The organism is Polymorphobacter sp., assembly GCF_051860865.1.
Taxonomy (GTDB): Bacteria; Pseudomonadota; Alphaproteobacteria; order Sphingomonadales; family Sphingomonadaceae; genus Sandarakinorhabdus.
On sequence record NZ_JBIMKZ010000011.1, the window covers coordinates 25,244 to 50,378 of the forward strand.

The window sequence follows — 25,135 nt, forward strand, 5'->3', positions numbered from 1 at the left end:
GACAGCTTAGGGGGCGTTGCGGCGGCGGGTCGCAACCGATAGATGGCCCGGGACGCGCATGTGTGCAACCATCGGAAACGGCGATTGTGCCCCGGTTGCATGAGGATGCGCCGAAGATTCAGGAGCCAGTATGACCGCCATCATCGACATCATCGGACGCGAAATCATCGACAGCCGGGGCAACCCGACGGTGGAGGTCGATGTGGTGCTGGAGGATGGCTCGCTCGGCCGTGCCGCCGTGCCGTCCGGCGCGTCGACCGGGGCGCATGAAGCGGTGGAGAAGCGCGATGGCGACAAGCGGCGCTATGGCGGCAAGGGCGTGCTGCAGGCGGTGGAAGCCGTCAATGGAGAGATCCTCGATGCGCTGTCCGGCATGGACGCCGAGGAGCAGGGCGAGGTCGATGCGGCGCTGATCGAGCTGGACGGGACCGCCAACAAGGGCCGGCTGGGGGCCAATGCGATCCTCGGCGTCAGCCTTGCGGTGGCGCGCGCGGCGGCCGATGCGCGCGGGCTGCCGCTGCACCGCTATGTCGGCGGGGTGTCGGCGAGCCTGCTGCCGGTGCCGATGATGAACATCATCAACGGCGGCGCGCATGCCGACAACCCGATCGATATCCAGGAATTCATGATCATGCCGGTGCAGGCCGGATCGATCCGCGAGGCGGTGCGCTGGGGGGCGGAGATCTTCCATGTGCTGAAGGCCAAGCTGAAGGCGGCCGGGCTGGCCACCGCCGTGGGCGACGAGGGCGGCTTTGCCCCCGACCTCAACGGTACGCGCGCCGCGCTCGACTTCGTGATGGCGGCGATCGACGAGGCCGGGTTCAAGGCCGGCGAGGATGTGTGGCTGGCGCTCGACGCGGCGGCGACCGAATTCTGCCATGACGGCATCTATCATCTGGCCGGCGAGGGGCTGAAGCTCGATGGCGCCGGGATGGCCGAGTATCTGGTCAAGCTGGCCGACGAGTATCCGATCCTGTCGATCGAGGATGGGATGGACGAGGAGGACCGGGCGGGCTGGAAGCTGCTGACCGAGCGGCTTGGCGACCGGGTGCAGCTGGTCGGCGACGATCTGTTCGTGACCAATCCGGCGCGGCTGCGCGACGGCATCGACGAGGGGCTGGCCAATGCGCTGCTGGTCAAGGTCAACCAGGTCGGTACGCTGTCCGAGACGCTGGAGGCGGTCGATATCGCCCACCGCGCCGGCTATCGGACGGTGATGAGCCATCGCTCGGGCGAGACCGAGGATTCGACGATTGCCGACCTGGCGGTCGCCTGCGGCTGCGGCCAGATCAAGACCGGCAGCCTGGCGCGGTCCGACCGGCTGGCCAAGTACAACCAGCTGATCCGCATCGAGGAAGAGCTGGGGAGCAGCGCGCGTTATGCCGGGGCGGCGGTGCTGATGCGGCGGTGACGCTTCGCGCCACGGTTCTGGCCCCGTTAGCCGCATTCCTGCTGGCGGCGTTCTGGCTGGTGGGGGCCGCTCGGGCGGCGGCGCTGCTCGAGGTGTCGATCGTGCCCGGCACGGTGACGATCCGCACCGACGGGCCGGTGGCCGGCGGCTGGACGCTGGCGCTGGCGGCGCCGGACCGGCTGGTGATCGACCTGCCGGCGGTGGTGAGCGGGCCGACGACGGTGGCCGGAGTTGCCTCGGTGCAGCAGCTACGGCTGGCGGCGTTTCAGCCGGGCGTGGCGCGGCTGGTGATGGACCTGAGCGCGCCGGTGGTGCTGGTGGCGGCGGAGGCGAGCGAGCGGCAGCTGGTGCTGACGCTGCGGCGGGCGACGGCGGCGGAATTTGGCAACGCCGTGAAGGCCGGGCGGCGGCCGATGTTCGTGCGGCGGGCGCCGGGGCGGCTGGATGTGGCGCTGGCGCCGGCGCCTGTTGCGGCATCCCCACCTGCGTCGGTCCCTGCACCTGCGGCGGCACCGGCGCCGCCCAAGCTGCCCGAGGCGGTGGTTGCGGCGGCGGCGGCCGGGGCGCCGGTGGTGCCGGCGGGAGCGGTGGCGGTAGCGGGGGCGGGGGCGACGGGCGGCGCGCAGACCGAGGCCGGGGCGGCGCTGCCCGATGCGTCGACGCCGGTGCAGCCGCGGCCGCCGGCCGCCGAACCTGTGCCCGATCCGACGCCGCTGCGGCGGCAGGGGCGGGGGCCGGGGGTCAAGCCGCGCTCGGGCAGCACCCCGCTGGTGGTGCTCGATGCCGGCCATGGCGGCAAGGACGTAGGGGCGATCTCGGTCCGGGGTGGTTATGAGAAGGCGGTGACGCTGGCGATCGCGCGCGAGACGGCCCGGCAGCTGAAGGCGCGCGGGCGGGTGCGGGTGCGGCTGACGCGCGAGGACGACCGGTTCATTCCGCTGGGCGGGCGGGTGCAGATTGCCCGCGACGCCCGCGCCGACCTGTTCGTGTCGATCCATGCCGATGCGGCGCTGAACCAGGAAGCGAGGGGGGCCAGCGTCTATACGCTGTCGGCGGTGGCGTCCGATGCGGTGGCGGCGCAGCTGGCGGCGCGCGAGAACAAGGCGGACATCATCGGCGGGCTCAACCTCGGCATCGATGCGCCGGAGGTGGGCGACATCATGATCGAACTGTCGCGGCGGGCGACCGGCAATGTCTCGGTGAGCTTTGCCGAGATGCTCCAGGAGGAATTGTCGTCGCGGATACGGTTTCGCTCGCAGTTTCATCATTTCGCCGGCTTCCGGGTGCTGAAGGCGCCCGATGTGCCGTCGGTGCTGCTGGAGACCGGCTATGTCTCGAACGGCGAGGACAGCGACTTTCTGTTCTCGACGCAGGGGCAGCGGACAGTGGCGCAGGGGATTGCGCGGGCGATCGAGCGGCATCTGCTCGGCGAATGATGAGACGAATGAAAATCCACGGGGCTTGGCCTTTTGGCGCCGGTCGGGCTAGAGCGGGGTGATGCGGCGTTGGCTGATCTTTTCGGGTGTCGGACTGCTGGTGGTGGCCGGGCTGGCGTGGCTGGTGTGGACCGATGTGACGGCCGACCTGCCCGACGAGGCGGCGCTGGCGCGCTTTGCCCCGGCGCTGCCGTCCACGGTGCGTGACGTCAACGGCGAGGTGGTGGCCAGCTACATGCGCGAGCGGCGCATCTATCTGCCCTATGATGAAATCCCGCCGCTGCTGGCCCAGGCCTATGTGTCGGCCGAGGACAAGAATTTCTTCAGCCATGGCGGGGTCGATTATGCCGGGCTGGTCAATGCGGTGTTCGTCAACATCGAGGCGAAGTTCAGCGGCAAGCGGCCGATCGGCGCCTCGACGATCACCCAGCAGCTGGCCAAGAGCCTGGTCGGCAACGAGGTGACGCTGACCCGCAAGCTGCGCGAACTGGTGGTGGCGCGGCGGCTGGAGGCGGTGTTCTCCAAGCAGCAGATTCTCGAAATATACCTCAACCAGATTTTCCTCGGGCGCAACGCCTATGGCGTTGAGGCGGCGGCGCAGGCCTATTTCGGCAAGACCGCCAAGGACCTCGACCTGGCGCAGATGGCCTATCTGGCGATCCTGCCCAAGGCACCTTCGACCTACAGCCCGGTGACGCAGCAGGCCCGGGCGCTGGCCAGGCGGGCCTATGTGCTGGGGCGGATGCGCGAGGACGGGCATATCACCGAGGCGCAGCGCGCGGCCGCCGCCGCCGAGCCGCTGGTGGCGGTGCCGAACCGGGCGCCGCGGACGCGTCGCAGCGGCGACTATTTCATCGAGGATGTGCGGCGCCAGCTGATCGAGCGCTTCGGCGAGGATTCGGACACCCAGATCGGCGGCGGGCGCAACAGCGTCTATGGCGGCGGGCTGTGGATTCGCACCTCGCTCGACCCGGCGATGCAGGAGGCGGCCGAGGCGGCGATGCGCGACGGGCTGACGCGGTTCGAGCGCGGCCGGGCCTGGCGCGGGCCGGCGGCGACGATCGAGCTGGGCGAGGGCTGGACCGGGCGGCTGGCGGGTGCCGTGGTGGCGGTTGGCTATCCGACGTGGCGGCGGGCGGTGGTGCTGGCGCGCGACGGCGGCGGGCTGCGCATCGGTTTCGAGGATGGCAGCGAGGGGCGGCTGCCGGCATCGAATGCGGCAGTGAAGCGGGCGGGGACCGAAATGTCCGCGGCGCAGGCGATGAAGCCGGGTGATGTGATCGTGGTGACGCGGGCGGGGGGTGCCTGGGCATTGCGGCAGGCGCCCGAGATATCGGGCGGGTTCGTTGCCGAGGACCCGCATAGCGGGCGAATTTATGCGATGGTCGGCGGCTTCGATGCACGGGCGCAGAGCTTCAACCGGGCCTCGCAGGCGCAGCGGCAGCCGGGATCGACGTTCAAGCCGATCGTCTATGCGACCGCGATGGACAATGGTTTCACGCCCTCGTCGATCGTGGTGGACGGGCCGTTCTGTGTCTATCAGGGGCGGCGGCTGGGGCAGAAATGCTTCCGCAATTTCGGCGGGCGCAATGCCGGGCCGCAGACGCTGCGCTGGGGGCTGGAGCAGAGCCGCAATCTTATGACCGTGCGGCTGGGCTTCAATACCGGTATGGACAAGGTGGTGGCGCAGGCCAAGGCGCTGGGGGTGGGCGATTATGCGCCGAACCTGGCGGTGGCGCTGGGGGCGGGCGAGACGACGGTGCTCAAGCTGACCAATGCCTATGCCCAGATCTTCAATGCCGGCCGGGCGCTCGACCCGAGCCTGATCGACATGGTGCAGGACCGCGACGGCAAGGTGATCTACCGGCGCGATACGCGCTCGTGCCCGAACTGCCAGGCCGAGGAATGGGACGGCGGGCCGATGCCGCGTCCCGGCGGTGCGGTGCGGCAGGTGATGGACGCGCGCACGGCCTATCAGACCGTGCATCTGATGGAAGGCGTGGTGACGCGGGGTACGGCGACAAGGCTGCGGGTGCTCGATCGGCCGCTGGCCGGCAAGACCGGGACGACCAGCGGGCCGAAGGACGCCTGGTTCGTTGGCGGGACGCAGGACCTCGTGGCCGGGCTGTACCTGGGCTATGACACGCCGCGCAATCTGGGCGGCTATGTGCAGGGCGGCAATACCGCCGGGCCGATCTGGCTGGACTTTGCCAAGGTGGCGCTGAAGGATGTGGAGAAGCGGCCGTTCGTGATTCCGCCCGGCGTGCGGATGGTGCGGGTGGACCGGCGATCGGGCAAGCGGGTGTTCGGCGGCTGGCCGACCGGCGACGAGCCCAAGGCGGCGGTGATCTGGGAGGCGTTCAAGCCCGAGAGCGAGCCGCGGCGGGTGGGTGCGAGCACGACGACGCGGGCGATCGGCGGGCGGGTGCGGTCCGACGCGGAGTTTCTGGATAATAGCGGCGGTATCTACTAGGAACGCCGTTCGGTTTTGATTGAGGATGTTTCGATGCGTGCCGAGGCGGAAAGCCATGCCCTCCAGATCAAGCAGGCGCTCGACCTGCTGAGGAGGTTTCTTTGACTGGGATCGTGCACTCCGGCGGCTCGACGAACTGAACGCGCGGGTCGAGGACCCGAAGCTGTGGGATAATCCGAAGGCGGCGCAGGTGGTGATGACCGAGCGCCGGCGGCTGGACGAGGCGATCTCGGCGACGCGGGCGATCGAGCGCGAACTATCCGAGACCTCCGAGTTGATCGGCATGGCCGAGGACGAGGGCGACGAGGATATGGCAGTGGAAGGCACCGCTGCCCTGAAGGCGCTGGCCGAGCGGGCCGAGCGCGACAAGGTGGCGGCGCTGCTCTCCGGCGAGGCGGACGAGAACGACACCTATATCGAGATCAACTCGGGCGCCGGTGGCACCGAGAGCCAGGACTGGGCGCAGATGCTGCAGCGCATGTACCAGCGCTGGGCCGAGGGGCGCGGCTACAAGGTGGAGCTGATCGACTATAATTCCGGCGAGCAGGCCGGGATCAAGAACGCCACCATGCTGATCAAGGGCGGCCAGGCCTATGGCTGGGCCAAGACCGAGAGCGGCGTGCACCGGCTGGTGCGGATCAGCCCGTATGATTCGGCGGCGCGGCGGCATACGAGCTTCGCGAGCGTGTGGGTGTATCCGCAGATTGATGACGATATCGAGATCGACATCAAGGAAAGCGACCTGAAGATCGATACCTATCGGGCGTCGGGTGCCGGCGGGCAGCATATCAACACCACCGACTCGGCGGTGCGCATCACCCATGTGCCGACCGGGGTGATCGTGGCGTGCCAGAACGAGCGGTCGCAGCACAAGAACAAGGCCACCGCGATGAAGATGCTGAAGGCGCGGCTCTATGAGCGCGAGCTGGCGATCCGGGAAGCGGCGGCGGCGGATGTGGAGGCCGGCAAGAGCGATATCGGCTGGGGACACCAGATCCGCAGCTATGTGCTGCAACCCTATCAATTGGTGAAGGATCTGCGCACCGGGGTGACCTCGACGGCGCCCGACGATGTGCTGAACGGCGACCTCGATCCGTTCATGGCAGCGGCGCTTTCGCAGAAGGTGACCGGCGACAAGGTCGATGTCGAGGACGTCGACTAGTTCATAACCTGGCGTATTTTTGTCGGGAACCGGGCGTCGCGCGTTCCGTTGATCCTTCGACCATGTCGGTCTGAGGAGGACGACGATGAAGACGAAGATGATGATTGGCGGCGCGGCCGCTGCCTTGCTGATGGGCTCGATGGCCGTGGCGCAGACGTCAGGTGGCGCCGGGGCCGGTGCCGGGGCTTCCGGCACCACCCAGGGGACGACCGGGACCACCGGGAGCGGGATGAGCGGCTCGACCGGCGCCCGTGGCACGACCGGAACGACCGGCACCACCGGTTCGGGGACCACCGGGTCCGGCACGTCCGTGCAAGGCACGATGGGCACAACCGGCACGACGACCGGGACAGGTACCGCGCGCAGCGGCACCGGCACCACGGGCCAGTCCGGCACCATGGGCACGACCGGTCAGTCCGGAACGATGGGAACCACGGGTCAGTCCGGGAACATGGGTTCGACCGGCCAGTCCGGGACCATGGGTTCGGGCGGCCAGTCCGGCACGATGGGCTCGGGCGGCACGACGGGGACGAGTGGCTCCGGCGGTGGCAGCTGGGGCTCCGACACGCAGCGGGCCGGCGAGCGCGGCTGAGCCTGATGTCGGTTGAACGGATCGGCGGCGCCTTCGGGCGCCGCCGTTACGCTGTCTGGGCAGCGGCACTGTTGATGACGGCCGCGTGCCAGCCGGTGGCCGAGAGGGAAGGCGTGCGGACGGTGTCGGCGGGGCGCGAGGCCGTACGGCCGGCGCGCTTCGAGCCGGTGTTTACCGGGCGTGAGGCGCTGGGCGATCGGCCGGGACTTTTGCTGACGGCATTTTCGGCGAGCGGGCGGCATGGGCGCGATCCCGCCGCCTATCGGACACCGGGTCTGGAGGCGGCGGTGGCGGATGCGGCCGGCGGCGACGAAGCGGCGTTGCGGCGGGCCGATGCGGCGCTGGTGCTGGCCTTTCTCGCCTGGGCGCGGGATCTCGACGAGCCGGCGGGGGTGGCACCGGTGGTGACCGATCCTGCGGCGGTAACGTCTTTGGAGGCCGGCGCGCTGGTCCGCGCGGCAGCGAAGGCGGACGACCTGGCGGGGTATCTGGCGGCGCTGCAGCAGCGGCATCCGCTCTACGAAGCGATGGCCGATGCGATGGCGGCGGCGCCGGCGGCGACGCCCGCCGAGGCGCGGGTGCGGCGGCTGAACCTCGAACGGGCGCGGGCGCTGCCGGCACGGCCCGAGGGCAAGCATGTGGTGGTCGACGCGGCCGGGGCGCGGCTGTGGATGTATGAGGGGCGACGCGAGGTCGGCTCGATGGTGGTGGTGGTCGGCAAGGCGTCGCAGGCGACGCCGCTGATGTCCGGAGTAATTCGCCATGTGGTGGCGCGGCCTTATTGGAACGTGCCCGAGGATCTGGCGCGTGACGTGGTGGCGCGCGCCGTGCTGCGCAACGGCGTCAAGCATGTGGCGGCGCGGGACATGGAGATCATGTCCGGCTGGGAACCCGATGCGGTGCCGGTCGATCCGAAGGCGGTGGACTGGAAAGCGGTGGCGGCGGGGACCGTGCCGCTGCGGGTGCGGCAGCGGCCGGGACCGCGCAACATGATGGGGCGGGTGAAATTCATGCTGCCCAACGATCTGGGCATCTATCTGCACGATACGCCCGACCGGGGGCTGTTCAAATTGTCCCGGCGGGCGCTGAGCTCCGGGTGCGTGCGGGTGGCTGATGCGGAACGGCTGGCGGAATGGCTGTTCGATGGCACCGGTCCGCTGGAGGGGGCAGGGGTGGACGAGACCCTCCCGCTGCCGGTACCGGTGCCGGTCTATATCAGTTATTTTACGCGCGCGCCGGGCAAGGCGGGACTGCAGCGGCAGGCGGACGTTTACAAGCGCGATCTCCAGGGGTGACGCCGCTCAGTAGTTCCACTGGAGCTGGGCGCGCAGCAGGTCGCCTTCGGCGCGGCCGCTGCGGCGTTCATCGGCTTCGCGGCGGCTGGCGCGGGCATAGCTGAGGGTCAGTTCCAGCGCGCTCATCGGCTGGAACTCGATGCCCAATTCGAGATCGTCGGTTTCGAGGCGCGGCGTGTTGATCGCGGCCTTCCAGCCGCCGCGGAAATGCTGCCAGCGGGCATAGGGCATGAATGGACCGAGCGGTGACTGGCGGACGCGGAGCATGGCCTGGACATAACCGCCCTGGAGCGGCTTTTCCTGGATCGACCGGGTGGCGGTATCGAATTCCGGGCCGGTGCCCCAGGTCCATTCGGCCTGTACGCCGAACGGCTGGGGATAGAGGATGGCGTGGACGACGGCGCGATTGTCCTTGTACGACAGCGGGCTGAGGCCGGTGCGGGTTTCGGGCTGGAAGCGGTTGAACATCACCGAGCCGCCGACCTCGACGACCTGATCGCCGATCTCGAACGGCCAGGTCGCCATGGCGACAGTCATCAGATTGTTGTTGGCCTCGGTGCGGTTGGTGCCCTGGCCATTGTACAGGCCGACACCGAAGGCGCCGTAATTGCCGAAAAGTTTCTGGCCATCGGCCTCCAGCCGGTCCCAGATCCGTTGGACCGGGGCCGGGGTGTAATAGGCGACGACGCCAAGATCGCGCTCGCCGATGACGCCGCTGTTGACGGCGTCCGAACGGTCGAGCGGGGCGCGGTTCGAAGAGGACTGGAGGTTCTCCCAGCCGAAGGGGACCTTCGACTGGCCGAAGCGGACACGGAAACGCTTGTCGGCATCGAGGAAGACATCGACATAGGCGTCGCGGAGCTGGCCGAAGCCTTCGCGGCGTTCGCCGGCCGACTGGCCGGAGACGCTGGTGGCGAAATCGGGCTGGAAATAGAGCGAGATATTGTCGGTGATGTCGCCCTCCAGCACGAGGCGGACGCGGCGGAAGCTGAAATTATTCTCGTCGGTGATGCCGCCATCGGCCACCGAGCGCAGCCGCGACTGGCCGGGCGGGGCGGTGGCGTCTCCGGAGACGATCTCGTTGACGCGGAGCTGGGTATAGCCGCGCAGCGACAGACGCTCGAACCAGCGCTTGCTGCGGACGATAGGGGCGGTGTCGGCGGTCTCGATGGTTTTGACGGTCCTGACGGGGGGCGGGGCGGGGGCTGCCGCGACCTGCGGGGCGGCCGCGGGTGCCGGGTGTGCGGGGGGTGCGGCCTGGAGGGCTTGCTGGCGCTCAGCACGGAGTTCGGCAACCATCGCCTTCAACTCGTCGATCTGGCGCTGCAGCTCTTCGACCGTCTGCGCCTGGGCCGGGGAGGCGAGCAACAGCGTGGCGCTGGCAAGGTATCTGAAGCCAGGGGCCATGGAATTTCCGTCAGGGCTGGTCGAGGGTTTGGTGACGTTCGATCTGGTGCGGCCATAGGCGAGGCTTGTGTATGGGGGCAACGGAATTGTGACAGATCGGTGTCAGACGCAGACACGATGGCTGGTATGAACGGCAATGGCGCGCTTGGCCGAAGCATATTCTGCCCTGTTCACTTCGCAAATGAGAACATTATTCGTGGCTTACGGGGTTGCCCGACGCTAAAGGCGTTGTTAACGTCGGATTAAGCGGATCGTATGGGGCGGTGCGTTCAATCTGAAAGGGTGTCATGCGTTATCTTCTTCTGACTGCGGCGATGGTCGCCGCAGCACCGGCAAACGCGACCATTTTCTGGTCGAACTTCGATGTGGGAACCGTTGAAGAGCGGACAACCGGAGGGGCCTGGCCAACGGTCGAGCGCACGCCGGTCGAGACATATGCCAATGGCTCAACTCTGGTCGGGGTGGGGTCGGCCGTGGCCGGCGGCTTTCCCTTCTATTCGGCATCTTTCGATTTTACCGTGGGCACCAGCTTCGTTGCCGACCGGGCGATTACGGCGTTCCAGCAGGTGAACGCGCCGTTCGCCCAACGGATATTCCTGTCGATCGCCGAGGTCGACACGCTGACCGGTACGGGCACCGCGATCGGCTCGCTGCAATTGCAGGCCAATGGGCTGCCTTTTGGCAGGATTGTCGAGGTTGATGCGCCGTTCGGCACCAACATGACCAACCTGGAAGCATTGTTCGACTATCGTCCGATCAGCTTTACGGCGGGTGGCACCTATCGCGCCACCTTCAGCTTCGCTACTGGGGGCATCGGCCTGCAGAGCTGGATATTGAGCGACACCGTGGCGGCGACCGGCACCGCAAGCTCGAGCGTGACCGTTGGATCGGGCACGACGACAACGGCATTGGGCTTTCAGCCGACGCTGGCGCTGACCGATGGCGGTGATCTGGTGCCGCTGCCCGGTCCCGGTGCTGGTGGCGGCGCGGTGCCGGAGCCGGAGAGCTGGGCGCTGATGATCGCCGGCTTTGGCCTGGTGGGCGCGAGCCTACGGCGGCGGCGGGCGGCGGCGCTGGCCTGAGTCCACGATTTCGAGGCATGATGACGCCGGCCTGCTGCTGCGGGCCGGCGTTTTTTATGCAGCCAGGTAGCGGGCGAGGCCGGCTTCGAGGTCGGCGATGAGGTCGGCCGGGTCTTCGAGGCCGATGCTGAGGCGAATCAGCGGGCCGGCGAAGGCCGGGGCGGTGGCGGTACGGTTGCCGTGGAAATCGACCGGCAGCGCCAGCGATTCGAACCCGCCCCAGCTGAAGCCGAGGCCGAAATGGTGGAGATTGTCGAGCAGGCGCGCGGTGTCGGCGCGGGTGCCGGCGGTGAGGGCGACGGCGAACAGGCCGGTGGCGCCGGCGAAATCGCGGGTGAACAGCGCATGGTCGGGGTGGCTGGGCAGCGCCGGGTGAAGAACTTGCGAGACAGCGGGGTGCGTCTCCAGCCAGCGGGCGATCTGCAGCGCGCTCTGCTCGTGGCGATCAAGGCGGACGGCGAGGGTGCGCAGGCCGCGCAGCGCCAGCGCCGCATCGTCGGCGGAGACGCTGTGGCCGAGGCGGTAATGGGTGCGGCAGAGTGCGGGCCAATGGGCGGCGGTGGTGGTGACGGCGCCCATCATCACGTCCGAATGGCCGGCGACATATTTGGTCAGCGACTGGATGCTGATGTCGATGCCCAGCGCCAGCGGCTGCAGGCGCAGCGGCGTGGCCCAGGTGTTGTCGATGAGGGTGACGAGGCCATGGGCGCGGGCGGTGGCGGCGATTTTCGGGAGGTCCTGGATTTCGAAGCTCAGCGACCCGGGTGATTCGAGGAGGACAGCGCGGGTGCTCGGGCCGATCAGCGGGTCGAGGTCGGCGCGCGGATCGATGTAGCGGGTGGTGACGCCGAAGCGGGCGAGGAATTGGTCGGCGAACTGGCGCGACGGCTCATAGGCGCTGTCGGTGATGAGCAGTTCGTCGCCGGCCTTGAGCACGCTGAGCAGCGCCGTGGTGATGGCGGCGACGCCGGAAGGGTAGAGCTTGCAGCCCTTGGCCTCGGGTTCGAGGCCGGCCAGCGCGTCTTCGAGCGCCCAATGGGTGGGGGTGCCGCGCCGGCCGTAATAAAGGCCGGCATCGGGGGCGGCGATGGCGGCATCGAGGGCGGCCAGATTGGGGAAGAGGATGGTGCTGGCGCGCGCCACCGGCGGGTTGACGAAGGGCAGGCCGTCGCCGCGACCGCCGGTGATGACGCGGGTGGACAGGCTGCCGGTCGCCTCCGGGCGGGGCCGGCGGCTGGTCATGCCGCTGCGATCCTCATCAGACGGCGGGACCGGTGACGATCGGGGTGGTCGGCGAGGCGCCCCATTCCGACCAGGCGCCGTCATAGATGGCGACGCCGGGGTGGCCAAGCAGGGCGCCGGCGAAGGCCAGCACGGCGGCGGTGATGCCCGAGCCGCAGGTCGCGACGATCGGCTTCGACAGGTCGAGACCGGCGCTGGTGAATTCGGCGCGGATATCGTCGAGCGGGCGCCAGGTGCCGTCTTCGTTGAACAGCCGATCGATCGGAATGTTGCGCGAACCGGGGATATGACCGCGGCGCAGGTTCGGCCGCGCCTCCGGCTCGGCGCCGGTGAAGCGGGCCTCCGGCCGGGCGTCGACGACCTGCTCGGCATGGGTGCGCAGATTCTCGGTGATCTGCGCCTTGTCGCGGACCAGCGCCTTGTCGGCCCAGACGGTGAAGTGACGGTGGCGGACCACGGGAATGCCGCTCTCGATGGCGCGGCCTTCCGCCTGCCACTTGGCGAAGCCGCCATCGAGGATGGCAACCTGATGGGCGCCGAACAGCGTCAGCATCCACCAGGCGCGGGCCGATGACTTGATGGGGGAATTATCATAGACGACGACGCGGCTGCCGTCGCCGAGGCCCAGCGCCTGCATGCGGCTGGCGAATTTTTCGGCCGAGGGCAGCATGTGCGGGAAGGGCGAGGACGAATCCGACACTTCCTCGATGTCGAAGAACACGGCGCCGGGGATGTGGGCGGCCTCGAACTCGGCGCGGGCGTTGCGGTTGTGCGCCGGCAGGAAAAGGCTGGCATCGATGACGCGCAGGTCCGACTTGCCGAGCTCGGCGGCGAGCCATTCGGTGCTGACCAGAAGGTTCATGAGATACTCCCCGTATGACGCATTGGGCTTTGGAGGGGTGACATAGGTGCGACGACGCGCCATGTCACCACCTGTTGAAGCGCTTGAGCAGATGGATAGGCGGATGAGCGAGACATTGCATCTGGGAAAGAGCACGACGCTGCCGGAATCACCGGACGACGCCGTGCTCGACTATGTGCCGAACCCGCGCGCCGGGCTGGTTTACCTCGTACGCTTCGCCGTGCCCGAATTCACCTCGCTGTGCCCGGTGACCGGGGCGCCGGACTTCGCCCACCTGGTCATCGACTATGTGCCCGACGCCCGCATCGTCGAATCGAAATCGCTGAAGCTGTTCCTCGGCTCGTTCCGCAACCATGCCGGCTTCCATGAGGACGTGACCGTCGGCATCGGCGTGCGGCTGGCCACCGAGATGCGGCCGCGCTGGCTGCGGATCGGCGGCTATTGGTACCCGCGCGGGGGGATCCCGATCGATGTGTTCTGGCAGTCCGGGCCGCCGCCGGAGGGGCTGTGGCTGCCGGACCAGGGGGTGCCGGGGTATCGCGGGCGGGGGTGAGGGCAGGAATTTTGCCTCCGGCGGGCAGGGGGCTTGCCCCCTGCACCCCATGAAGAGTGGCACTCCTGCTGCGACTACCGCCGCTGCTTTGTCACGGACCCATCAAATGGGGTGCAGGGGGCAAGCCCTGCCCGCCGGAGGCCCTCTTACTTCCTCTCATATTGTGAGACTGCTTCGCCGCCCCGCTCTTGCCATGCGGGGGCGGGGGCCGGACTATGCTAGGGGATATGGGAGACGGGCATGCGGTTTTTGCTGGGGGTGGCGCTTGGGGTGCTGATGGCGGTGCCGGCGAGTGGGCAGGGATCGCTGGAGCGGCCGAAATGGTGGCCGTCGGAGTTCGGCAAGGATGATGTCATTGGCGCGGCCAATCGGCTGACGCCGGCGAAGGTGGTGGAGGCGGCGGGGCTGATCCGGACCGGGACGGTGGTGGATCTGACGCAGACCTATGAGGAGGACATGCCGCTGTTCGCGCTGACGCCGTACAAGCGGACCTATCGGCTGACGATTCCGGGGGCGCCCACCTACGGCCCGATGGGCGAGAACAAGCTGGTGTGGAACGAGGACCATATTTCGGGGGAGCTTGGGCAGAACGGCACCCAGTTCGACTCGCTGATGCACATGGGGACTGTGTGGCGCGACGAGGACGGGACCAGCGAGGTTCGCTATTACAATGGGCACAAGCAGTCCGAGATCGGCGACGGCCATGGCTTCAAGAAGCTGGGGGTGGAGAATGTGCCGCCGATCTTCACGCGCGGCGTGCTTATCGATGTGGCGACGGCGATTTTGCCGCGCGTGCTCGACGTGGGGGACATGATCGAGGTCGCCGATCTGGAGATGGCGCTGAAGAAGCAGGGGCTGGGGCTGGACGATATCCGCGAGGGCGATGCGGTGTTCGTCCGGACCGGCTGGGACCTGTACTGGAAAAAGGACAATGCCAAGTTCAACTCGGGGACGGCGGGGCTGTCCCCGGCGGCGGGGGACTGGCTGGTGAAGAAGAAGGTAGTGCTGGTCGGCTCCGACAATTGGGCGGTGGAGGCGATTCCGGACAAGGGCGGGCGGCTGTTTGCCGCGAATCACCAGAAGTTCCTGATTGAGAACGGCATTTATGTGATGGAGAACATGAAGTTTTCCGGGCTGATCGAGAAGAAGGCCTGGGTGTTTGCTTTTTCGGTGGGGCCGGTGCCGTTCAAGGGGGCCACGGGGTCTCCGGTGCGGCCGATGGCTATCTTTTAGGAGGTCGATATGGCTGAAGGTAAGATCGTTGCCGGCTTCATTGCGCCGCATCCGCCGCATCTCGTCTATGCCGAGAACCCGCCGCAGAACGAGCCGCGTTCCGAGGGCGGGTGGGAGCAGTTGCGCTGGGCTTATGAGCGGGCGCGCAAGTCTCTCGACGAGCTGAAGCCCGATGTGCTGCTCGTGCATTCGCCGCATTGGCAGACATTGGTGGGGCATCATTTCCTGGGCGTGGAGAAGCTTTCGGGGAAGTCGGTCGATCCGATCTTTCCGAACTTGTTTCGCTACAAGTTCGACTTGAATGTCGATGTAGAACTGGCCGAGGCGTGCTGTGCGGAGGCGCAGGCGGCGGGCCTGGACTCGCGGATGATGCGCAACCCGGGGTTCCGGGTCGATTACGGGACGATCACCACGCTGCACATGATCCGGCCCCAGTGGGACATCCCGGTGGTGGGGATCTCGGCAAACAACTCGCCCTATTTCCTGACGCTCGACGAAGGCATCGACGAGATGGTGACGCTGGGCGAGACGACGCGGCGGGCGATCGAGAAAAGCGGCAAACGGGCGGTGCTTTTGTGCTCGAACACCTTTTCGCACTGGCATTTCCATGAGGAGCCGGCGCTGCCCGAGGATATGACTCGGGAGCATCCGCAGAGCTATGTCGGCTACAAATGGGACATGCGGATCATCGAACTGCTGCGCCGCGGCGAGGTGGACGAGGTCATGCGGCTGTTCCCGAACTGGGTGGAGGAGGCTTTTGCCGAGGTGAAGTCCGGGGCGTTCCCCTGGATGCTGTCGGCGATGGGCTTTCCCAAGTCGCCGGCCGAGCTGCATGGCTATGGGACGGTGATCGGCACCGGCAATGCGGTGATGGAATGGAATCTCGAACGGGTGGGGGCCTGATATATGGCGGTGGTGTCTGCCTTTCTGGTGAGCGGCTCGCCGTTGCCGATGCTGAAGCCGGAGAATCCGGCCTGGGCGGGGCTGGCGACGGGGTTCGGGCGGGCGCGCGACGCACTGGTGGCATCGAAGCCCGATGTGCTGCTGGTCTATTCGACGCAGTGGATCGCGGTGCTTGATGAGCTGTGGCAGGTGCGCGCGCGGTCGGTGGGCGTGCATGTCGACGAGAACTGGTATGAGTTTGGCGATCTGCCGTTCGACATCAGGGCCGATGTGGCGCTGGCCGAGGCCTGTGTGGCGGGGTGCGCGGGCGTGGGGGTGAGCGCCAAGCCGGTGGATTATGAGGATTTTCCGATCGATACCGGGACGATCGTGGCGGACACGTTGCTCAACCCGGAGCGGGTGCCGGTGGTGATTGCAGCCAACAATGTCTACCATGACTTTGCGACGACCGAGAAGCTGGCGGCGATGGCGGCGGCGATCGCTGACGCGCAGGGCAAAAGGGTGGCCGTGGTGGCCGTTGGCGGGCTGTCCGGGGCCTATTTCGACAGGACCATCGATATCGCCACCGACCATGTCCGGCACGAGGCGGATGATGCGGCGAACCGTGCGTTCCTGGAGGCGCTGACGCAGGGAGCCGATGCGGCACGGGCGGCGGTGGGGGACTATGCCGGGGCGGCGAAGGCCGACTTCGGGATGAAGCATCTGGCATGGGTGTTCGGGGCGACCGGCGGGTTTTCGGGCGCCGTCGTGCATGGTTATGGCGCCACCTATGGCGCGGGGGCGGCGGTGGTCGAATTCCGGCTCTGACGATGGCGGTGTTGCGTAACTTCATCGGTGGGCGGTTTGTCGATGGCGGCGCGCGGTTCGAGGATGTGAATCCGGCGACGGGCGCGGTGATCGCCGAGGTGTGCGAGGCCGATGCGGAAATTGTCGACGCGGCGGTGTCGGCGGCGCGGGCGGCGATGGACGGGGACTGGGGGCAGTCCCATGCCGAAGCGCGGGCGCGGATGATGGAGCGGATCGCCGACGGCATCGAGGCGCGGGCGGACGAGTTCGTGGCGGCCGAGGTGGCGGATACCGGGCGGCCCATCGCCGTGGCCGAGGCGCTCGATGTGGCGCGCGGGGCGGCGAACTTCCGGGCCTTTGCGGCGATGGCGCGGGCTGAGGGGGGCGAGAGCTTCGAGACGCCGGGCGGCGGGGTGAACCCACGCGGGGCGGTGAATTATTCGATCCGGCGGCCGCTGGGGGTGGTGGCGGCGATCTGCCCGTGGAATCTGCCGCTGCTGTCGATGAGCTGGAAGGTGGCGCCGGCGCTGGCATGCGGCAATGCCGTGGTGGCCAAGCCGTCCGAGGAGACGCCGGCGACGGCGACGTTGCTGGCCGAGGTTATGGCAAGCGTCGGCGTGCCCGACGGGGTGTTCAACCTGGTGCATGGCTTCGGCGAGGGGTCGGCGGGCGGATTCATGACCGCGCACAGCCAAGTGGACGCGATCAGCTTTACCGGGGAGACGGCGACCGGGGAGGCGATCATGCGCCAAGCCGCCAAGGGCGTGCGGCCGGTGTCGTTCGAGCTGGGGGGGAAGAACCCGGCGATCGTCTTTGCCGATTGCGACTTCGAGGCGGCGGTGGCGGGGGTGGCGCGGTCCTCGTTCTTCAATAGCGGGCAGGTCTGTCTGTGCACCGAGCGGGTGTATGTGGAGCGGGGGATTTACGAGCAGTTCGTCGCGGCACTGGTGCGGGCGGTGGACGCGTATGTGATCGGCGATCCGCTCGACCGGGCGACGACGATGGGGCCGTTGACCTCCGAGACGCACCGGACGCGGGTGCTGGGCTATTTCGAGGTGGCGCGCGGCGAGGGGGCCGAGGTGCTGACCGGGGGCGGGGTGCCGGATCTTGCCGGGGCTTATGTGTTGCCGACGGTGTGGGCGGGGCTCTCCAATTCCGCGCGGATCTTGCAGGAGGAGGTGTTCGGGCCGGTCTGCCATGTGATGCCGTTCGACGGCGAGGACGAGGCGGTGGCGCTGGCCAATGACACGAAGTTCGGGCTGGCGGCGTCGATCTGGACGCGCGATGTCGGCCGGGCGGCGCGGGTGGCGGGGCAGGTGAAGGTGGGGCTGACCTGGGTAAATTGCTGGTTTTTGCGGGATTTGCGGACGCCGTTCGGCGGCTCGGGGCTGTCGGGCATCGGGCGCGAGGGCGGGCGGCATTCATTCGATTTTTATTCGGAGACGCGCAATGTGTGCTTGGCGCTATGAATTTTGACGTGATGGCGGCGGCCGGGGCGCTGGACCGGGCGGCGTGCGAGGCGCGGGCCGTGCCGCAGTTCGGCGAGGCGCTCGATCTGGATACTGCCTACCGTGTGCAGAAGGCGCTGATGGCGCGGCGCTATGCGCGCGGCGAGCGGCGGGTGGGGATGAAGCTGGGCTTCACCAGCAAGGCCAAGATGATCCAGATGGGGGTGGACGACCTGATCTGGGGGACGCTGACCGATGCGATGCTGGTGGCCGACGGGGGCACGCTGGAGATGGCGCGGTTCATTCACCCGCGGGTGGAGCCGGAGATCGTGTTTCGGCTGGGCCGGCGGCTGGGCGGGCTGGTGACGGTGGACGAGGCGCGGGCGGCTATCGAGGCGGTGGCGCCGGCGATGGAGATCATCGACTCGCGCTATGCGGCGTTCAAGTTCAGCCTGGCCGATGTGGTGGCGGACAATTCGTCTTCGGCGGCGCTGGTGATCGGGGCGTGGCGGACGGATTTCGGCGATCTGAACCATATGCCGATGCGGCTGCTGTTCGACGGGGCGGTGGTGCAGGCGGGGAGCAGCGAGGCGATATTGGGCGATCCGCTGGAGGCGCTGGTGGCGGCGGCGCGGCTGGCGGGGGCGAATGGCGGTGCGCTGGAGCCGGGGGATATCGTGCTGGCCGGGGCGGCGACGGCGGCGGAAGCGCTGCGGCCCGGTGTGGCGGTGCGGGTGGAGGCGGACGGGCTGGGGGCGGCGGGGTTTTCGGTGGGATGAGCGGCGGGTGACAGCGGCAAATGCTGCCGATAGGATGACCGCCGGGATATGGGGGATCGGTCATGATGAAGGTTTTGGGCTGTTCGGCGGCGCTGGCGGTGGCGTTGTGGCCGGGGGCGGCATTTGCGGCGGCGGATGCGGCGCTGAAGGCGGAGGCGTCGGCGAAGGTCGAGGCGCAGGCGAAGCTGGTGCAGGAGATGGTGGACTCTGTTTTCAGCTTTGCCGAGCCGGGGTTTCAAGAATATCTGACGATGGAGTATCTGACGGGGATACTTGAGAAAAATGGGTTTACGATCACGCGCGGTGTGGCGGGGATTCCGACGGCGTGGACGGCGACCTGGGGCAGCGATGGCCCGCTGATTGCGCTGGGAAGCGACGAGGATTGTCCGCGCGGGCTATCCCAATATCCGGGGATTCCGACGCTGAAGCCCATGGTGAAGGGGGCGCCGGGGCACGGCGAGGGGCATAATTCGGGCGTTCCGATGATGATTGCGGCGGCAATTGCGGCGAAAGAGGTGATGGCGAAAAACAAGATGCCGGGGCGGCTGATGGTGTGGCCGGGCGTGGCCGAGGAACTGCTGGGAGCAAAGGCGCATTATGTGCGCGCGGGGATGTTCCGGCGGGTGGACGCGGTGTTGTTCGGGCATGTGGGGAATGAATTTTCGACCGGGTGGGGCGATCCGCTGCGGCCTGGGCTGGTTTCGGTGGAGTTCAATTTTACCGGCAAGACGGCGCATGCGGGCGGGCAGCCCTGGGAGGGGAACAGCGCGCTCGATGCGGTGGAGGTGATGGATGTGGCGTGGAATTTCCGCCGCGAGCATCTGCCGACCTCGCACCGCTCGCATTCGGTGATCACCAATGGCGGCGAGCAGCCCAATGTGGTGCCCGGCGAGGCGAGCGTCTGGTATTATTTCCGGGGGCAGAGGTTCACGGGCGTACAGGAGCTTTACAAGATCGGGCAGGAGATTGCGCAGGCCGGGGCGCTGGCGACGGGGACCAAGGTTTCCCACCGGATATTGGGGTATGCGGCGCCGAACTATAACAACAAGCCGCTGGCGGAGGCGCTTTATGCGAACATGCAGGCCGTGGGGATGCCGCAGTGGAGCGCTGACGACCAGGCTTTTGCGAAGGCCGTGCAGGAGAAGAACGGGCGCAAGCTGCAGCCGCTGCGGAGCGAGGTGGGCAAGCTTTCGGGGCCGGACGATTTCGATGCGTCCGCCAACGGGACTTCGGACGATATCGGCGATGTGATGTGGAATGCGCCGACGGTGCGGTTTTCCTATCCGGCGAATATTCCCAATCTGATCGGGCATAATGCCTTGTCGGCGATGGCGATGGCGACGCCGATTGCGCACAAGGGGGCGCTTGCGGGGGCGAAGGTCGTGGCGCAGACGGTGCTCGACCTGGTGACGGACCCGGCGCTGGTGCAGGCGGCGCGGGCCTTTCAGCATGACGTTCAGTTTGCCGAGCAGAGCTATGCGCCGGTGCTGGGACCGGACGACAAGCCGGCGATCGAGCTGAACGACGAACTGATGGCGAAATATCGGCCGGCGATGGAGAAATTCTATTATCAGCCGAAGAAATATGGGACTTATTTGGAGCAGCTGGGGATCAAATATCCGACTTTGGAATAGGCCGCGGCAAGCCGTTGCGGCCGATTTCGCAGGTCAGGCTCCTGTCCCAGTGGCCGAGTGTTGCTGCTGCGTCGAAGGTGGATTGCAGAAATTCCAGCAGCACCTCCGCGGGCTGCGGCGCGGTGCGGACGGCTTCATAGGGAAGCACGAATTCGCCGAGGGTGCTGTCGAACCTTGCCGCTGACGGGCGGACGGGTTGATCGGCGAAGCCGGGCGGCGTGGGGTAGGCATAGGAATAGAAGCAGGGTTCATCGATGCCGCCGCCGCCGGGCCAGAAGCCGGCGGAACTGACCTCGTGGCTGTATGCTTCGCGGGTCACGGCGTCGGGCAGGTTGGGGATGCCGCCGGGGTGCGGCGGGGCTGCTTTGCCCGAGAAGCGGGTGACGGCGAGGTCGAAGCTGCCCCAGAACAGATGGACCGGGCTGGCCTTGCCGAGAAAGCCGGTGCGGAAGCGGCTGAAGACGGCGTCGATGCGGACCAGCGCGCGGTGGAAGCGGGCGACGGCATCGCCATCCCATGGCCGGGGGGCGGTGTCCTCGGTGAAGGGGATGGCTTCGGGGACTTCGTTGGGGGCGCCGTGGTAGCGGGGTGAGCCGCCGAGCGCGGTGATGAGGGCCTTGAAGCGCTGGTCGAAGGCCGCGACGGACATGGGTTCGAGCGCGACGCTTTCGCTTTGTCCGGTGGAGGAGGAGGCGACGAGGCGCTGGCGCTGCAGATCGAATTGGACGGTGATGCCGGGACCGTCCGGGACCAGCCCGGTGGTGAGGCCATCGGCGGTGACGTACAGCGTCGCGTGCCATGAGTGGTTGAGCCATGGGGTGTGGGCGAGCCGATATTTGCCGACGATCTGGGTTTGCAGGTGCAGGGCGGTGCAACTGGCCTTCCAGGGCTCGAAGGGGATGGCGGGCCAGTCGGTCATCGCGGTTCTCCGTGATTGCTCGCGGGGTGGCGGCGGTGTTTGCTTGGTCGGGGCTTGGTGCGCCGTATGGTTCCAATCAGCCACGGCGCGGCTTGATCCGCAAGGGCGGGGTGGCGGGTTGTGTGGTAATGGTGCTGCGGGGACGAAGGAAGGGTGTGTGGATCGGCGCCACGTTGAACGCGGGCCGGTTTTGCATGACCAAGTGGCGAGCGGGTTCCAGCATGATGTGCAGTTTCATGAGCAGAGCTATGCGCTGGTGCTGCGACCGGACGACAAGCCGGCGATCGAGAAGTTTTACTATGATCCGCGGAATATAGGATTTATTTGGAGCAGCTGACGATTAAGTCTACGACTTCGAAGTAGGGGGAGGCTGCTTTGCGCCGCCATTTCGGTCAAGTGGCGAGACGTTTGCGCGTACCGAAAGTGGTCATAGCCGCTGTTCGGCAGCAATGTCCGCTTATGATCGAAGCACGAGCACGAGGTGATTAAGTGTCCAGCCCTATCGCCTTGACCATCAAGGCGAGCTCCGGTTCGACGGCAATGGCGCGCAGCAATGCCGCGTGGTCAAGCCGCCGCGATAGCCCGGCTCCGTCCATTGGCTTGGAATAGGCCGGCCAGCGTTGAATGAGCGCGGACTCTGCCAATGGTGTCGTTCGCGGACGCAGCGTAGCACAGGCTTCGAGGTGACGAAGTAACATTGCCTCGTGGCAGGGGTCTTGCCAGATTAGCGACAGTCCTGCGCCCGCAGCGACAGCGGCGACTTGCGCATCACGAGCCGGTGCTTGCCCCAATTTGTCGCGGTCGAGCATCACGAATTTCGCCGCGTAGGCTGTCTGCTTGCGCCTGCCCTCGGATAGCCGCTTCCGTGCACGCTCAACAATGGCGAGGGGATCACCGCCGCCTGGCTGCAACACCACTGGGTCTAGATGTACTGCGAGCCCTGCCTCCTCGACGAGACGGCTAAGAAACGCGACATAGCCGCGTTCGCTCTCGCCTTCGCACCCGATGAAGATCGGAACGCGCTGGGGCCGAAACGGGCGGCGACGGCTCATCCGATGTGCGGGACCGCGCCATAGGCACCGGAGAGGTATTTGCTGTAAATATTGTCGCCGCGCCGAACCGCTTTGATGTCCATGAGGCTGTAGATCGAGGTCCGGCCCCCGCTATCCTTCTCGGCAAACACGATTTCCTCCTTTGCCAGATCATCCAGCAGCGAAGCGGAGTGGCAGGTGATCCAGAGCTGCGCATTGCGCGGGTTGCGCGTCTCGGTGCCGTGAAACCAGGCAAGGATTTCCGGGAGCACAAGCGGGTGGATCATGAGATCGAACTCGTCGATGATAGCGATCCCGCCCCGCGCGAGGGTAAGCGAGAGTAGGGGGAAGATGCGGATGAAGGCACGCGTCCCGCCGCTTTCGAGCTGCCATGGCATTTCAAGCTCGAGCCCCTCGTGCTTGAACATCGGAAAGGGCCCGTCCGGTCCATGATCGATGCGCATGGCTTCCACCCCAATATCAATGCGGCGAAGATCGGCATTGAGGGCGTCGACGAGGCTGCTGTTCGATGCGAGGAAATTGACCACCGCCCGATCATTCGGAGTGATGTCCCATCCAAGATTGGAAATCACATGGGACAACTGCTCTACAAGGAGCGGATGCTGAAACATCGCGAAAGAGGAAATGACCGAGACGTTCGGCTGCAACGTATTGAGAAGATGACGGTAGCCCGTAATCGGAAAGCTGGTGCTTCCCTTGACATCGCCTTGCTCATCCCGCTCGAAGACACGCTGCCACTTCCCCTTGCCGTCGGGACGTTGGCGAAGCGCCTCAGTGGTGACGCGGATAGCGGCACCATCCTTCACCTCGATTTCAAGCTCGTAGCGAAGCAGGCCATAGGCCGGCACTTCACCTGCTTCGATCCGCTTCATGGCGTCGGGGGTGAGGTCCATGATGCCGCCGAGCTCAACTGCAAGGCGGATCGGGCGAGACATGGATACCGTATCGTTGAAGCGCTCAAGACCGGCGAAGCCCGGGACGGTTCGCTGGACACTTTCCCTAGCGAAGCTGAAAAGGAAGTTTAGGGCCTTGAGTATGGTAGTCTTGCCTGATGCGTTGGCACCATAGATCGCAACTACCTTCGGCGCCCGGTAAGGCGAGCCTGGAAACAGTGCTGCGAAGCGATTACCCCCCTCTGGAACATTGGGCGGAATCGAGAGGTCGAGTACCTGCGTGTCGCGGACAGAGTAAAAGTTCTCAAGTTCGAGGCGATAAAGCATAGCCATATCCAATCACCTCGAAATTAGAAATTTAACGAAAAAATGTCAATCTGATCATTATAGAATTGATCGCTGGGCCCTAGAAGCCGCGCCTCTGCCTCTGCAGGCTTTGGCTGCCTAACGCACTGGTATCGCTACGCTCCGCCCATGACCGCAATCGTCGTGATACGGCTGATGACAGCGTCGGGGTCAATAACTGAAAGGCAGATTGTTAGCCATTGCCGTCCAAATCGCGCCATTTCCGGCGGCTGGGGGCGTCGCCCCCAGCCGCCGGAGGCTTCTTCCTTCTTCCTCTTAGGCCTTCCCGATTTTGGCGGTGTCGAAGATTATCTGGAGGTGGGTGATCTGGGTTGTGTTGGGGGCGAAGTCGAAGATGTCGACGAGGTCGGTGGTGGTGCGGGGGCCGGATTTGAGTTCCCAGTGGTAGGTGAAGGGGGCGGCGAGTTTGTCCTGGGTCTCGTATATGGTGTGGAGATGGACGGTGGCGCTGGCGGTGTCGGCGACGAGGTGGCGGTAGAAGTCGGCGACGGGGACGCCGCCGGAGACGGGGGCGCTGATCTTGCCTTCGGGGGTGAGGCCGTGGCGCATGGTTTCGAGATCGGTGGCGGCCATGGCGGCGAGGTAGGTGCGAACGGTGTGGGCCCTGGGGTTTGGGGTAACCGGCGGGCGATCTGTGATTCAGGGGAGGTCGAGGGCGGCGCGGACCTGGGGGGAGGCGGGGGTGGCGAGGACTTCGGCGGGGGGGCCTTGCTGGAGAAGGCGGCCGTGATAGAGGACGGCGAGGGTGTCGGCCATGGCGGCGGCTTCGTCCAGATCATGGGTGACGAGCAGGATCGGGATGGTCAGCGTGGCGCGGAGGCTGGCCAGCTCTTCGCGCAGCGCGCGGCGGGTGCGGCGGTCCACGGCCGAAAAGGGCTCGTCGAGCAGCAGGACCTGGGGATCGCGGGCCAGCGCCCGGGCCAGTGCGACGCGTTGCTGTTGGCCGCCGGAGAGTTCGGCGGGGCGGCGGTTTTCCAGTCCGGCGAGGTGGACGAGGGCGAGCAGGGCGTGGGCGCGGTCCCGGCGCTGCGCGGCGGGGGTGTCGCCGAGCGCGGCCTCGATATTGGCCAGCGCGGTCATGTGCGGGAACAGCGCATAGGACTGGAAGACGAGGCCGACGCGGCGGCGGTGGGGCGGGCGGTCGATGCCGATGGCACTGTCGAACCAGGGCTCGCCGGCGCAATGGATCTGGCCGGCGGCGGGGCGGTGGAGACCGGCGACGGCGCGGAGCAGGCTGGTCTTGCCGGCGCCCGAGGGGCCGACCAGCGCCAGCAGCTCGCCCGGCGCGCAGGTGAGGCTGAGGTTGAGCGGAATCGGGCCATCCTGCGCGATGGTGACGGTGAGGCCGGCGGGATCAGCCACGGCGGCGGCCGACATGGCCGGTGAGGCCATAGGCGATGACGATTGCGGCGATGGAGACGGCGAGCAGCAGGGCGGCCATGGCGCCGGCGGCGGTGGTGTCGAAGGCCTGGGTGCGGTCGTAGATGGCGATGGCCATGGTGCGGGTTTCGCCGGGGATGGCGCCGCCGACCATCAACACGACTCCGAACTCGCCCATGGTGTGGGCGAAGGTGAGGACGAAGGCAGAGAGCACGCCGGGCCAGGCC

Annotated in this window: 23 protein-coding genes and 1 pseudogene; 15 read left to right on the plus strand and 9 right to left on the minus strand. The window is 67.0% G+C overall.

Annotated elements, in window-relative coordinates:
* The first annotated feature begins 130 nt into the window (after window positions 1-130).
* The 6 genes from eno (at window position 131) to ACTIFJ_RS03595 (ending at window position 8,369) form a co-directional block, all read left to right on the plus strand.
* Window positions 131-1,411, plus strand: coding sequence for a phosphopyruvate hydratase (eno, locus tag ACTIFJ_RS03570; RefSeq protein ID WP_439532709.1), 1,281 nt, complete (start codon window positions 131-133; stop codon window positions 1,409-1,411).
* Window positions 1,408-2,847: an N-acetylmuramoyl-L-alanine amidase gene (locus ACTIFJ_RS03575; protein WP_439532710.1), complete on the plus strand. Its 1,440-nt coding sequence runs from the start codon at window positions 1,408-1,410 to the stop codon at window positions 2,845-2,847. The genes eno and ACTIFJ_RS03575 overlap by 4 nt, the downstream gene beginning before the upstream one ends.
* A gap of 61 nt (window positions 2,848-2,908) precedes the next feature.
* On the plus strand, window positions 2,909-5,320 hold the full coding sequence (locus tag ACTIFJ_RS03580; RefSeq protein WP_439532711.1) for a penicillin-binding protein 1A: 2,412 nt from the start codon (window positions 2,909-2,911) through the stop codon (window positions 5,318-5,320).
* A 33-nt stretch (window positions 5,321-5,353) separates the two neighbouring features.
* Window positions 5,354-6,482 (plus strand): peptide chain release factor 2 gene (gene prfB, locus ACTIFJ_RS03585; protein WP_439532712.1). Its coding sequence is split into 2 segments (ribosomal slippage): window positions 5,354-5,422 and window positions 5,424-6,482, totalling 1,128 coding nucleotides; the frame shifts between segments, so codons are not numbered across the junction.
* Between the two features lie 85 nt (window positions 6,483-6,567).
* Window positions 6,568-7,074 carry a hypothetical protein gene (locus ACTIFJ_RS03590; protein WP_439532713.1) on the plus strand — a complete coding sequence of 169 codons (507 nt, stop codon included), beginning with the start codon at window positions 6,568-6,570 and terminating at the stop codon, window positions 7,072-7,074.
* A gap of 5 nt (window positions 7,075-7,079) precedes the next feature.
* On the plus strand, window positions 7,080-8,369 hold the full coding sequence (locus ACTIFJ_RS03595) for a L,D-transpeptidase family protein (RefSeq protein WP_439532714.1): 1,290 nt from the start codon (window positions 7,080-7,082) through the stop codon (window positions 8,367-8,369).
* 6 nt (window positions 8,370-8,375) lie between these two features.
* Here the strand turns inward: ACTIFJ_RS03595 and ACTIFJ_RS03600 are convergent, their stop codons facing one another.
* A complete protein-coding gene (locus ACTIFJ_RS03600; RefSeq protein ID WP_439532715.1) occupies window positions 8,376-9,776 on the minus strand; it encodes a porin in 1,401 nt (466 codons plus the stop codon).
* 287 nt (window positions 9,777-10,063) lie between these two features.
* Here ACTIFJ_RS03600 and ACTIFJ_RS03605 point away from each other — a divergent pair, with 287 nt between their 5' ends.
* Window positions 10,064-10,858, plus strand: coding sequence for a PEPxxWA-CTERM sorting domain-containing protein (locus tag ACTIFJ_RS03605; RefSeq protein WP_439532716.1), 795 nt, complete (start codon window positions 10,064-10,066; stop codon window positions 10,856-10,858).
* Between the two features lie 54 nt (window positions 10,859-10,912).
* Here the strand turns inward: ACTIFJ_RS03605 and metC are convergent, their stop codons facing one another.
* The gene (gene metC, locus ACTIFJ_RS03610; protein ID WP_439532717.1) at window positions 10,913-12,100 is read right to left on the minus strand and encodes a cystathionine beta-lyase; all 1,188 of its coding nucleotides are present in this window, start codon (window positions 12,098-12,100) and stop codon (window positions 10,913-10,915) included.
* Window positions 12,101-12,116: 16 nt separating this feature from the next.
* The gene (gene sseA / locus ACTIFJ_RS03615) at window positions 12,117-12,962 is read right to left on the minus strand and encodes a 3-mercaptopyruvate sulfurtransferase (RefSeq protein ID WP_439532718.1); all 846 of its coding nucleotides are present in this window, start codon (window positions 12,960-12,962) and stop codon (window positions 12,117-12,119) included.
* A 103-nt stretch (window positions 12,963-13,065) separates the two neighbouring features.
* On the opposite strand from sseA, the gene queF reads away from it, so the two are divergent.
* The 7 genes from queF (at window position 13,066) to ACTIFJ_RS03650 (ending at window position 20,298) form a co-directional block, all read left to right on the plus strand.
* Window positions 13,066-13,515, plus strand: a complete 450-nt coding sequence (queF, locus tag ACTIFJ_RS03620) for a preQ(1) synthase (RefSeq protein WP_439532719.1) — start codon at window positions 13,066-13,068, stop codon at window positions 13,513-13,515.
* A gap of 240 nt (window positions 13,516-13,755) precedes the next feature.
* On the plus strand, window positions 13,756-14,748 hold the full coding sequence (locus ACTIFJ_RS03625; RefSeq protein ID WP_439532720.1) for a cyclase family protein: 993 nt from the start codon (window positions 13,756-13,758) through the stop codon (window positions 14,746-14,748).
* Window positions 14,749-14,757: 9 nt separating this feature from the next.
* Entirely contained in the window at window positions 14,758-15,651 is an 894-nt protein-coding gene (locus ACTIFJ_RS03630; protein WP_439532721.1) for a hypothetical protein, read from the plus strand.
* A 3-nt stretch (window positions 15,652-15,654) separates the two neighbouring features.
* Window positions 15,655-16,458 (plus strand): hypothetical protein, encoded by an 804-nt coding sequence (locus ACTIFJ_RS03635; RefSeq protein ID WP_439532722.1) that lies wholly within the window; start codon window positions 15,655-15,657, stop codon window positions 16,456-16,458.
* A gap of 2 nt (window positions 16,459-16,460) precedes the next feature.
* Window positions 16,461-17,906, plus strand: a complete 1,446-nt coding sequence (locus tag ACTIFJ_RS03640; RefSeq protein WP_439532723.1) for a 2-hydroxymuconic semialdehyde dehydrogenase — start codon at window positions 16,461-16,463, stop codon at window positions 17,904-17,906.
* A complete protein-coding gene (locus tag ACTIFJ_RS03645) occupies window positions 17,903-18,664 on the plus strand; it encodes a 2-keto-4-pentenoate hydratase (protein ID WP_439532724.1) in 762 nt (253 codons plus the stop codon). Before ACTIFJ_RS03640 ends, ACTIFJ_RS03645 begins: the two co-directional genes overlap by 4 nt.
* 65 nt (window positions 18,665-18,729) lie before the next feature.
* Window positions 18,730-20,298 (plus strand): peptidase dimerization domain-containing protein, encoded by a 1,569-nt coding sequence (locus ACTIFJ_RS03650; RefSeq protein WP_439532735.1) that lies wholly within the window; start codon window positions 18,730-18,732, stop codon window positions 20,296-20,298.
* Here the strand turns inward: ACTIFJ_RS03650 and ACTIFJ_RS03655 are convergent.
* Window positions 20,276-21,217: a DUF5996 family protein gene (locus tag ACTIFJ_RS03655; protein WP_439532725.1), complete on the minus strand. Its 942-nt coding sequence runs from the start codon at window positions 21,215-21,217 to the stop codon at window positions 20,276-20,278. The genes ACTIFJ_RS03650 and ACTIFJ_RS03655 overlap by 23 nt on opposite strands.
* Before the next feature lie 157 nt (window positions 21,218-21,374).
* On the opposite strand from ACTIFJ_RS03655, the gene ACTIFJ_RS03660 reads away from it, so the two are divergent.
* Window positions 21,375-21,554 carry a hypothetical protein gene (locus ACTIFJ_RS03660; RefSeq protein ID WP_439532726.1) on the plus strand — a complete coding sequence of 60 codons (180 nt, stop codon included), beginning with the start codon at window positions 21,375-21,377 and terminating at the stop codon, window positions 21,552-21,554.
* Between the two features lie 148 nt (window positions 21,555-21,702).
* On the opposite strand, the gene ACTIFJ_RS03665 is transcribed toward ACTIFJ_RS03660, so the two are convergent.
* From ACTIFJ_RS03665 to ACTIFJ_RS03685, 5 genes and pseudogenes are all read right to left on the minus strand, one after another.
* Window positions 21,703-22,269 (minus strand): RloB domain-containing protein, encoded by a 567-nt coding sequence (locus ACTIFJ_RS03665; protein ID WP_439532727.1) that lies wholly within the window; start codon window positions 22,267-22,269, stop codon window positions 21,703-21,705.
* Window positions 22,266-23,489, minus strand: coding sequence for an AAA family ATPase (locus tag ACTIFJ_RS03670; protein ID WP_439532728.1), 1,224 nt, complete (start codon window positions 23,487-23,489; stop codon window positions 22,266-22,268). The genes ACTIFJ_RS03665 and ACTIFJ_RS03670 overlap by 4 nt, the downstream gene beginning before the upstream one ends.
* Window positions 23,490-23,783: 294 nt before the next feature.
* Window positions 23,784-24,167, minus strand: a complete 384-nt coding sequence (locus tag ACTIFJ_RS03675; protein ID WP_439532736.1) for a nuclear transport factor 2 family protein — start codon at window positions 24,165-24,167, stop codon at window positions 23,784-23,786.
* Window positions 24,168-24,905 carry an ABC transporter ATP-binding protein gene (locus ACTIFJ_RS03680; RefSeq protein WP_439532729.1) on the minus strand — a complete coding sequence of 246 codons (738 nt, stop codon included), beginning with the start codon at window positions 24,903-24,905 and terminating at the stop codon, window positions 24,168-24,170.
* Window positions 24,883-25,135 (minus strand): annotated as a pseudogene (locus ACTIFJ_RS03685) (molybdate ABC transporter permease subunit); the annotation flags it as partial. The pseudogene ACTIFJ_RS03685 and the gene ACTIFJ_RS03680, both read right to left, overlap by 23 nt.